Consider the following 9,997-nt stretch of genomic DNA (forward strand, 5'->3'; position numbering starts at 1 on the left):
CTCCCCGAACCCCTCCCTTAATAACGTTTTTTGTAGCATCATGGCGGCATCCGGCCCTACCGGGCGTTGTGTGGAGTAGATACAGCCGAATGGCGGCTGTAGCCCGGTAGAGCAACGGAGTTCGCAATGTCTCACTTCTTACGCCGTCTCGTTCCCCTCATGCTGTTGCTGCTGTTGACCATGAGCCCATTCATGCTCCGCACAGCAACCGCAACCGCATCGGTGCCTCCTGGTTTCAATTTGCCGTTTATTGGCGGGCCGTATCGCATTTCGCAAGCGCCAGGCTGTCCCTCATTCAGCCACAGAAATGTGGTTGAGGCGCTAGACATTGCGATGCCAAGTGGCACAATCCTGCGTGCTGCTGAAGCTGGCACGGTCATCTTTCGTGGAAATGTGGGTGCGTATGGTGGTTTGATGAAGATCCGCCATGCCAATAATGTGGTGAGCTACTATGGACACATGCGGCGCTTCGATGTTGCCCAAGGCAGCGTAGTAGCCAAAGGCCAACCGATTGGCCTCTCTGGTGGTGGCTACAATGACCCGATGCGGGGTACTTCAACCGGGCCGCACCTGCACTTTGAAGTACGCGAGCGCGATGGGGGGCGGCTGATGCGGATCACCAATCTGCCGGGCCTCGCTTGGAATGATCGCCATTTCTGCCGTGGCACAGCCACAGGAAGCGCTACTGTCCATACCGTCGGAGCCGACAGTAGTCGTCCGCTTGCTTTTCAGGTTGCCTACGAACGCACCGGCCCCGGTACAGCCACCAATATCACCTATGGCAACGCGCTTGCAAACACCGAATGGTTTGATCCCGCCACCGGACGCAGCCAGTATGGCCTTGGGATTGTGCGCCAGCGCTTTAGTAATGCTTGGCTAACCTTTGATGAAATGGCCGATCAACCACGCATCTCTGTGCCAGTCTACCCGCTTGATGGCCCCATGCTCGAGTATTGGCGTAGCCCGGCTGGAGCCAGCTTGGGCGCACCAACAAGCAATCGCTTCCGTAATGGAGCTGGCCAGCTCGAACAACACTTTCGCAATGGCTATGTGATTAGTGGGGGGACGCTGGCAACTACCAGCCATGGTGCTTGGCCAACCCGCGATAGTTGTCTCAACAATGGGCGTTGGTACATGGAGGTTCGGAACTTGCTGCGGCTTTCGGGGAGCTCATGGCCACCAAGCATCAACCCAACAAGCGGCCCTTCAGCAGTGGTCTGCACAGGTGGCACAGGTGCATCGTTTGGCGCACCTCGGCATGGCTACGCCTTCCATTTCGATGCCGGTCTCCGCGCCCCCGTGGAACATCAAGGGATTTGGGAGGATGGCTGGATCGCTCGTTTGGAGGGGCGCATCAGCAACCTGCCTAGCGGGTTTGGTACGAACACCCCCCGTTGGTTCGGAAATATCTTCTGCGATGATGGTTGCCGCGTCAGAATCAATGGTACCACGGTTGCCTATAGTTGGCGCGATCAAGGGGCACATATTCCGGTAGCACGGGGTGTACTGGTGCGTAATGGCGATCTGGTCGAGATTGACTGGTACGAGAACACTGGCGATGCGCGCGTCTGGATGACCCTTGATCATGAGATCGCTCCGCACGTTGTTCTGCCACCTCCATGTAGCGAGGCTTCGATTGCCTTGGCTGGCGGCGCAAGTGTGATCCGTGATCCGGCTACGGTGCTGCATGTAGATGCCCCAACCGCCAGCGAGATTCGTCTGGGTTTCCAGACAGACCTGAGTGGTGTGGCTTGGCAAGCACTTGCCGATGAACTGCCTGTACAACTCGAACCGGCAAGCAGTGTGGTCACGCGCACCATCTACGCACAGCTTCGCAACGCTGAAGGCGAACTGCTCTGCTTTGGAAGTTCACTCAGCGACGAGATAACCCTCGATCCGCTTGCGCCAACAGGCCAAGCCAGCTTTGAAGGCGATGACGTGGATGGCTACTGGATCGAAGTAGTAGCTGAAGATCAGGTCAACGGCAGCGGCGTAGAGGGCATGATTGTGCTACCAGCCGATGCAGATGAGCCAATTGGCGACACTCCCGATGCCGACTCGCTGCTTTGGCAACCGTACATCAATCGTACAGAAGTCATCCCCGCTCCACGCTACCACATCTGGCTACGTGATGGTGCCGGTAATGTTTCGGAGGCGCTGAGTATTGAGGGTACCGATTGGCAGTCAGCACAGTATATGGTCTATCTACCCATGATTCAGCGCTGAAGAACCATGCCCAAACCGGGTTTTGTGCAATAAGCTCAGCCACCGCGACGCTGGCTCGGTGGCTGAGCTTGTCGCACCATCAAGAAGGCTACAACTCAGTGGGACGCCCATGTTCGGCCATCGGCAATCGTAAATGGTATTAAATCTGCGCCTTGGCCTCTTCCATGGTCTTATGGAACGCCTCGATCCATGTGGGCGGGAAGCGCTGCGGGTCGGTCATCCACTTGGTGAGGCTCTCGATGGCCCGTTCGATGCCTACGCGCTCGGTGGCGACGGCGGCGGCGATGAAGCCGCCTACGTGCGGCAGGCGGGCGTTCCACTCTGGGCCGACGCGGTTGGCAAAGCGGCGATCAAACTCCTGGAGCAGTTCATCGCTCAAGACGGTGCGCCGCCAGTTGGCGAGGCGTAGGGCACCCTCATAGAGTGGGCGCAAGCTCTCGGCGCGCTCGGGCAAAGCCTGTACCGCATCCTCGTAGAGCAGCAGCATGTAGCACTCCGGCGACCACATGGGGATGCCGCGTGCCCCGATCATCCGCACGGTCCAATCGGTCTCTTCGTTGGCCGCATCGGCACTCACGGCAGCGAGACGGGCCATAACGATGCCGTCGCCCCATTCAAAGCCATGGCCTTTGCGCCCATAGCGCAGCTCCACGTAGGGGAAGAGCCGCCAGTAGCGGTCGCCCGCCCGCAGCATCGCCCGCACTTCACGCATATCGTGCGGAATCGTCACGCTCCCATCACGCAGCGTAATCTCGCGGGGAATATAGCTGGTGGGGCTGTCGCTCAAGGGGTAGACGAGATCGATCAACTGAGTAATGCCCTGCACCGCCTCATCGGCCCCGAGCAGAATGTGCTGGCGCTGGATGCTATCGAGGTTCAGGCTGTTGAGCGCCCCCGCAAACTGGTGCCAGTGGGCGGCACCCCAGCTATCAAAGCTGGCCAAATAGCTGAGCCCCTGGGCGCCTTGAAGGCGTAGCGCCTGGGCCAGTTCGTTAAAGAGCCCTTCGCCCCCCATGTTCCAGATGGCCAACACATAGGCGGTGCCAAGCAGCGAAAGCGGGCTGCGCTGGCCGCGCAGCCGGATCTGCTCGGCCACAATCTGGCTCCAAAGCTGCACCGCTGGCGGATTGAGAAATTGCTGCTGGGCAAAGGCCGCCTTGTCCTGCGCCAGCAATGGGCGCTTCACAAGATGGGCCGCACTCATCACACTCCGCACCTCTGGCAGCATAACATGGCTCACCGCCTCATCGAGAGCCTCATAGATCGGATCAAGGCCATGGAGCAGCGCAATGTAGCTATCAGCGGGCAGATCATGCTTATTCACCTGCTCGAAGAACGGCAACGTCCCAATCTGCAAAATATGGCCATAGGTCTCCAGATGCAACAGATCGGTCAACGGGGCCACTTGGTGCATCGCTGCACGGCTTGGGGTAGCTACAGGGGCGGTCGTCGTAGACATAGGGGTACCTCTTTGGTTTGAAACGAGTATCTGCTACCTACCATTATGACAGATGGGTATTACAAAAGTTGACCCAACGGGCCCAAATCAAGGTTCAAATCTTCATTTTCGAGGCCAAAGACCACTTTCAGCTCCTCCATGCGCTGCTCAAGACGCATAAAGGTCTCACCGAGGCGCTCAATCTCCTCATCGGTCACGGTGCCGCGCTCCATGCGGTGCAACGCCTGGCGCTCCATGAGTTGGCGGATCAGCTCAATCAGGGTCAGCACCAACTTCGCCAACCCGCGCTCAACCCCCTCGGGATCAGCATTAATGCGCTGCGGCAACCCGGTGCACGTCTGCTCCAACTCCGCCGCAAACAGCTCCGGATCGCCTGAGCTGTGCAACAGTTTGCGTTGCAAGGCATGAAGTTCTGCGCTAGTATCGGGGATGTCTTGTAGCATAAGAGTTCCTCTAGACCTTGTCGGTATCAGCAAGCAGAAACATAACAGCATGCTTTAGATCATCTAAATGAAGCTTAACAACATCCCAAATAATAGCCAAGCTTATACCAAAATATTGATGTACAGCAATGTCGCGTAGCCCTGCTATCTTGCGCCATTGAATCTTGGGTACCAAAGCACGTTGCTCTGGAGGGATATGTTTTGCAGCTTCACCAATGATCTCAAGATTCCGCACTACCGCATCGATTCGCATCTCATCAGCACTAAAGGTCGCAAAATCTAGGTTTTTGGTATAGCGTTCAATGCGCCTGATCGATTCTAAGATGTCATCTAGGTAAAGGCGATAGTCTCTTGGCATACACAACCTCGTTCAAAATGATGGGACGTAATCGTGCTTTCAATGTATCAATCAAAACTAGATCAACGGTTTGCTCAAATGTGTCTTCAAGCCAAAACTTTAGATTCATATAACGATCAAAACTTGGTAATTCCAAATCAACGAGAAAATCCATATCACTGTTAGCATGTGTGGTACCTCGTGCATATGAACCAAACAGCCCAAGTGAGCGTACACCAAAGCTTTGTAGATGATGATAGTTGTGATCTAGTTCATGCAAAATCTCGGCTAATTCCCATGTTTTTTTATTATTCATAGGTACATCCTAGTGGTGGTTCGGGGGATGCGCCACTTCCTTCGAGGGAATGGTATGCTGCGGTTTTGGTGACGAAGCAGCCAAAACCTAGAGAACGGGGTTTCACTATTGCTTATTATCGTATCACGTTGGCAGCGTTGGCGCTAGAGTGTAATACCATTTACGATTGTAGATTGCAGATTGCAGATTGCCGAACATGGCGTTCCAATGGGCGTTAGCGTTCTTGATAATGCGGCATGTTCAATGGTAATTGGTATTATGCAGGGCAACATAGCTCAGGAGTGCCGCTCTTCATCACCGGAAACAAAGTGGTAGGGCGGCCACGGCCCGGTGCAGAGGAGTTGCATCTGTGCGTTGGTGGCATCAAGGGCTGCGACCGCTTCGCGGAAGCGGTTGATCGCGTCGCGGCGCACGAGGTAGGCTGCACTGAGCAGCATGCGTTCACCTGTGGGCTGGCGTTGAACACTGGCAAGGGCGTAGTCTGCGAGGGCGGTGTGGAGCTGGTTGGCCGCCGCTTCGGCCTGACGCCGCCGTGCTTGAAGGGCTTGCTCGGCAGCAAAGCGGCGCAGCATATACTCGCGGCCACTCGTTGGGGCTGCCTGTGGTTCAGGCTCGGGTGGGGCTGGGAGATCAAGGAGTAACGCCCGCAACCCCAACTCTACGCAGCCAGCCAAGCGTTCCAAATCGCTCCGTAAGACCGCCGCGCGCTTGTGGAGCAACGCTTCTACGTTTGCTTCATGCTCAAGGATGGTGCCAAAACGCACTGGTAAGACACCACCACGGGCCAGTAATGCCTCAACCACCGCTTCGTGCGCCCAGACCTGTTCGGCATTGGTTTGTACCTCTTTGGGTACAATTGGGCTCACCACCGCCCATAGCCCAGCGGCTTCAATCAAGCGCAAGGGTTGCCCAAGTAGCCCGCTGCTGGGCGCTGCTGGTAGCTGCGGTTGATCGGTGATGGCGTAGAGGTAGAGCATGGGTGGTGTTAGAGTATGTTGTTAGCGTGAAAAAGTCTTGGGCCGCGCCGCTTGGCTTCGACAGGCTCAGCCAGCGGCGCGGCCCAGAAATTTTTCGCGCTAACATATGTTTTCATCGCCGCAAAAGAGCGCAAAGGGGTGGTTTTAGAAAGAGTCATTTAGCTACAACTGTTCTCTGTTCCCCTGTTCTCTGTTCCCCTGTTCTCTGTTCCCCCGCAGCTTCTCCGCATTATCCACTGAGGTCAGGAGTACCTTGAGGCCCAGGTAGACCAAATCCACGTTGGCGACGGAAATGGTCACGTCGCCAATGATGATCACGCCTTTGTCGAGGATGCGATCAAGCAGGTCGAGGAGGGTGAGTTCTCGTTCAGCGGGACTCAGCTCATGCATGGGGGCTATCCTCATCGCGGGCGCTGGCGAAGTGGTAGGGTGGCCATGGGCCAGTGAGTTGGAAGGAGCAGCCGATTAGTTTGCTGCCGATCTGTTCCAGAATGGCGTTGAAGCTGCCGGTTTGCGCATGTTCCACGAGGTAGGCACCATTCAGGATCAAGGTCGGTTCCTGCTTCATCGCTGCCTGTTCGACACTACTGGCATGGGCGTCAACGGCGCAATTGAGCAGCATCTGGTGCGCTGTGTGGGCGTATGTTTCCGCGAGGCGGGTCGATTCTTCGCTGAGCAGTTGGTTCAGTTTTTTGCCGAGTAGATAGGCTGCCCCACCGCTCTTGCCCTGGCACCGGGCGGCAAGCGTGCGTACCCGTGGATTGTTCGCTGCCACCTGCGCCGCAAGTTGCGCCGGGTCTACGTAGAGCCGCACGCCCCATTCGAGCCGGTTGTGTAAGTGGGCCAGTACGCGCCGGAAGTTGGCCCCGTGGCTGAGTAGCATCGTGTGGATGCCGGTCTCATCACGGAAGATTGTGCCGAAACGTAGGGGTATGACGGTGCGTTGGCCCAACGTAGCGGCTAGAATCTCTTGGTGAGCGCGGGCGCGCGGTTCGATCCAGTTGAGATCGCTTAGCCGCTCTTCAAGCCCCTCTTCTGCAAAGTGCTCTAGGGGTACCATACTCACCAGCGCAGCCAGATCGCCCTCGGCAACCAAAAAGGGCCGCGCTACCGCCTCAATGCCCGGTAGGTCGGGCACAGGCTTATGATCCGCTGTGGTGATACCGTAGACATAATAGCCCCATGCGGGGTCGTTCTGATAGTCGGGGACACTCATACTATTTACGATTGGAGATTGGAGATTGGAGATTGGAGATTGGAGATTGGAGATTGCCGAACATGGCGTTCCAATGGGCTTTCGCGTGCTTGATCATGCGGTATGTCAAGGGTAACTTGGTCTCACGGGCCTTGCTCCTCTTGGAGGGCATGGGCGAAATGGCGACGCGCCAACACCAGTTGGCTCTCGTCGTCGCGCCCACTGGCGAGATACTCACGAATGGCGGCGCGGGCGGCCCGACGGCAGAGGCCCGCAAGTTCGGCCCCACTCCGCCCCGAGGTTGCCTCGGCCAACGCCTCTAGGTCAACGTCCCGCGCCAACGGCGCAGGGCGCGTGTGGATGCGCAGAATAGCGAGCCGGTCGGCGCGGTTGGGGGGCGGCAACTCAATCTGGATCTCCAAGCGCCCTGGCCGCAGCAATGCGGGATCAACCCGATCCATCCGGTTGGTCGCGGCGAGCACCAACACCCCTGGCAGATCTTCGATCCCGTCCAACTCGGTGAGCAACTGGCCTACGACCCGTTCGGCCACCTGGCCATCAGCGCCGCGTGTGGGTGCCAAGGTGTCAATCTCGTCGAGGAAGATGATGCAGGGTGCCGCTTGGCGCGCCGTCTGGAAGATTTTGCGTACCGCCCGCTCCGATTCGCCCACCCACATGCTCAACAATTGTGGCCCTTTGACCGCAATAAAGTTGACTTCGCTCTGGCTGGCAACTGCTCGCGCCACGAGGGTCTTGCCACAACCAGGCGGGCCGTAGAGGATAATGCCGCGTGGCGGTTGCAGGCCCACACGCCCGATCAGTTTACCGTAGCGCAACGGCCACTCCACCGCCTCCTCTAGGGCGCGGCGCGCCGCCGTCAAGCCGCCAACATCGCTCCAGGCTACATCGGAGACCTCGGTGAAGACTTCGCGCACAGCGGAGGGGGTAATCTCGGCGAGGGCGGCGCGGAAATCGGGTTCGCCTACTTTCAGTTCTAGTAGGCGCTCTTCGGGAATGGCGGCTGCCAGCGGTTCCAATTCGGGCATGACGCGGCGCAACGCACCCATTGCCGCCTCACGGCAGAGGGCTGCAAGGTCGGCCCCCACATAGCCGTGGGTAGCTGAAGCAAGCCGTTCAATATCCACGTCCGATTCGAGCGGCATGCCACGGGTATAGATTTCAATGATCTCACGCCGCGCCGGGCGGTCGGGCACACTAATCGCAATCTCGCGGTCGAAGCGTCCGGGACGGCGCAAGGCCGGATCGAGGTTATTGGGGAGGTTGGTTGCCGCAATCACTACCACATTGCCACGCCCATCAAGCCCGTCCATCAGGGTGAGCAACTGGGCCACTACCCGCCGTTCGATCTGGCGATCACCCGCCAACTCCTCGCGGCTCGGCGCAATCGCATCAATCTCATCAATGAAGATGATTGCAGGGGCATGTTTGCGTGCCTCTTCAAACGTGTTCCGCAGATTTGCCTCAGAGGCCCCATACCACTTATCAATAATCTCAGGGCCATTGATATGGATAAAATAGGCACTCGCCTCATGGGCCACCGCACGCGCAATCAGCGTCTTACCGCAGCCGGGTGGGCCGTGGAGCAGCACGCCCCGGGGGGGATCGATGCCCAAGCGTGAAAAGACCTCAGGGTGACGCAGAGGCAACTCAATCATCTCGCGGATACGGCGCAACTCGCGGCGCAGACCACCAATATCCTCGTAGGTAATCCCAGCGGGGCGCACCGACGGCTGATCCTGCATACGCGCTGGTGTTAGCGTAATTGTCGTCGAAGTACCGATCAAGACCGGGCCAGGCGGCGTTGTTTCGACCACATGGAAGCGCTGGGCCCGCGTCCCAAAGAGCGTCACACGCACTCGGTCGCCCGCCACAACCGCAAGGCGGTCGAGCAGCCGGGCCAGGTAGCGCACTTGGGCCGGGTTACTAGGGCCAGGCAAGCCATCATCGGGACTAAGCACCAGCGTGCGTGCCGTTTGCACCTTCACAAGGCTCAACGTCACCGGATCATCGAGACTAACCCCGGCATTGGAACGCACAATCCCATCAATCTGAACCAAGCCTTGGCCACGCTGGTCGTTATGGGTCAGCATCATTCGAGCCACCGTCGTACGCTGGCCACTAATCTGCACCACATCACCAACCGAGGCATCGAGTTGGTCAATCATCTCGGGGTCAAGGCGCGCCAAACCGCGCCCGACATCCTTCGGCGGAGCTTCAGCCACACGGAGTTCAACGCTCGGTGCAGTAGGTTCCATGATACCAATTACCCTTGAACATGCCGCATTATCAATAAGGCTAACACCCATTGAGACGCCATGTTCTACAATCTACAATCTACAATCTGCAATCTGAAATGGTATTAGCTCTCCCGCTTAGTACTGGTAGTACGGCGCTTGGGCGCGGGGGCGGCTGATTCCTCAGGCGCAGGCAGCAAGCGATCCTCGAGGCGCGCCAAGCGTTCACGCAACATCTGATTTTCGACTTCAAGCTGATTGGCCCGTGACGACAGCAGCGGATCATTCTCCCACCAATTGATCCCAATCTCCGCCGCCTTATCCACTGAAGCAATCAGCAGACGAATCTTAATACTCAGCAACTCAACCCCAACGAGCGAGATCGAAATATCGCCCGCAATCACGACCCCCTTATCGAGGACACGTTCCAGAATATCGGCAAGGTTGGTGGCTTGGGTTGAATGTTGCAAGCCATGGTTAGGCATGAGGACTCCTCGGAAAAACCTTTGTTACTGCGAAAAAGCTCTGGGCCGCGCCGCTTGGCTTCGACAGGCTCAGCCAGCGGCGCGGTGGCGCGGTGGCGCGGTGGCGCGGTGGCGCGGTGGCGCGGTGGCGCGGTGGCGCGGTGGCGCGGTGGCGCGGTGGCGCGGTGGCGCGGTGGCGCGGTGGCGCGGTGGCGCGGTGGCGCGGTGGCGCGGTGGCTGAGCTTGTCGAAGCCAGCTTGTCGAAGCCAGCTTGTCGAAGCCAGCTTGTCGAAGCCAGCTTGTCGAAGCCAGCTTGTCGAAGCCA

The 9,997-nt window shown here is 58.0% G+C and carries 10 protein-coding genes and 1 pseudogene; 1 reads left to right on the forward strand and 10 read right to left on the reverse strand.

What is annotated here, in order from left to right:
* Positions 1-126 precede the first annotated feature (126 nt).
* A complete protein-coding gene (locus tag CJ255_RS19615; RefSeq protein WP_097645782.1) occupies positions 127-2,226 on the forward strand; it encodes a M23 family metallopeptidase in 2,100 nt (699 codons plus the stop codon).
* Positions 2,227-2,365: 139 nt separating this feature from the next.
* On the opposite strand, the gene CJ255_RS19620 is transcribed toward CJ255_RS19615, so the two are convergent.
* The 10 genes and pseudogenes from CJ255_RS19620 to CJ255_RS23770 all read right to left on the reverse strand — a co-directional run.
* Positions 2,366-3,685, reverse strand: coding sequence for a biliverdin-producing heme oxygenase (locus CJ255_RS19620; protein WP_097645783.1), 1,320 nt, complete (start codon positions 3,683-3,685; stop codon positions 2,366-2,368).
* Positions 3,686-3,744: 59 nt separating this feature from the next.
* A complete protein-coding gene (locus tag CJ255_RS19625; RefSeq protein WP_097645784.1) occupies positions 3,745-4,128 on the reverse strand; it encodes a gas vesicle protein K in 384 nt (127 codons plus the stop codon).
* Positions 4,129-4,138: 10 nt separating this feature from the next.
* Positions 4,139-4,486: a HepT-like ribonuclease domain-containing protein gene (locus CJ255_RS19630; RefSeq protein ID WP_097645785.1), complete on the reverse strand. Its 348-nt coding sequence runs from the start codon at positions 4,484-4,486 to the stop codon at positions 4,139-4,141.
* Entirely contained in the window at positions 4,455-4,781 is a 327-nt protein-coding gene (locus CJ255_RS19635; RefSeq protein ID WP_097645786.1) for a nucleotidyltransferase family protein, read from the reverse strand. Before CJ255_RS19635 ends, CJ255_RS19630 begins: the two co-directional genes overlap by 32 nt.
* A gap of 275 nt (positions 4,782-5,056) precedes the next feature.
* Positions 5,057-5,758, reverse strand: a complete 702-nt coding sequence (locus CJ255_RS19640) for a GvpL/GvpF family gas vesicle protein (protein ID WP_097645787.1) — start codon at positions 5,756-5,758, stop codon at positions 5,057-5,059.
* 162 nt (positions 5,759-5,920) lie between these two features.
* Positions 5,921-6,148 carry a gas vesicle protein GvpJ gene (gvpJ, locus tag CJ255_RS19645; protein WP_097645788.1) on the reverse strand — a complete coding sequence of 76 codons (228 nt, stop codon included), beginning with the start codon at positions 6,146-6,148 and terminating at the stop codon, positions 5,921-5,923.
* The gene (locus CJ255_RS19650; protein ID WP_097645789.1) at positions 6,141-6,974 is read right to left on the reverse strand and encodes a GvpL/GvpF family gas vesicle protein; all 834 of its coding nucleotides are present in this window, start codon (positions 6,972-6,974) and stop codon (positions 6,141-6,143) included. The genes gvpJ and CJ255_RS19650 overlap by 8 nt, the downstream gene beginning before the upstream one ends.
* Before the next feature lie 122 nt (positions 6,975-7,096).
* Positions 7,097-9,229 (reverse strand): CDC48 family AAA ATPase, encoded by a 2,133-nt coding sequence (locus tag CJ255_RS19655; RefSeq protein ID WP_174714084.1) that lies wholly within the window; start codon positions 9,227-9,229, stop codon positions 7,097-7,099.
* Positions 9,230-9,333: 104 nt separating this feature from the next.
* Positions 9,334-9,693, reverse strand: coding sequence for a gas vesicle protein (locus tag CJ255_RS19660; RefSeq protein WP_097645790.1), 360 nt, complete (start codon positions 9,691-9,693; stop codon positions 9,334-9,336).
* A 69-nt stretch (positions 9,694-9,762) separates the two neighbouring features.
* Positions 9,763-9,997 (reverse strand): annotated as a pseudogene (locus CJ255_RS23770) (DUF2457 domain-containing protein); the annotation flags it as partial.

This window comes from Candidatus Viridilinea mediisalina (genome assembly GCF_002532535.1).
GTDB lineage: Bacteria > Chloroflexota > Chloroflexia > Chloroflexales > Chloroflexaceae > Viridilinea > Viridilinea mediisalina.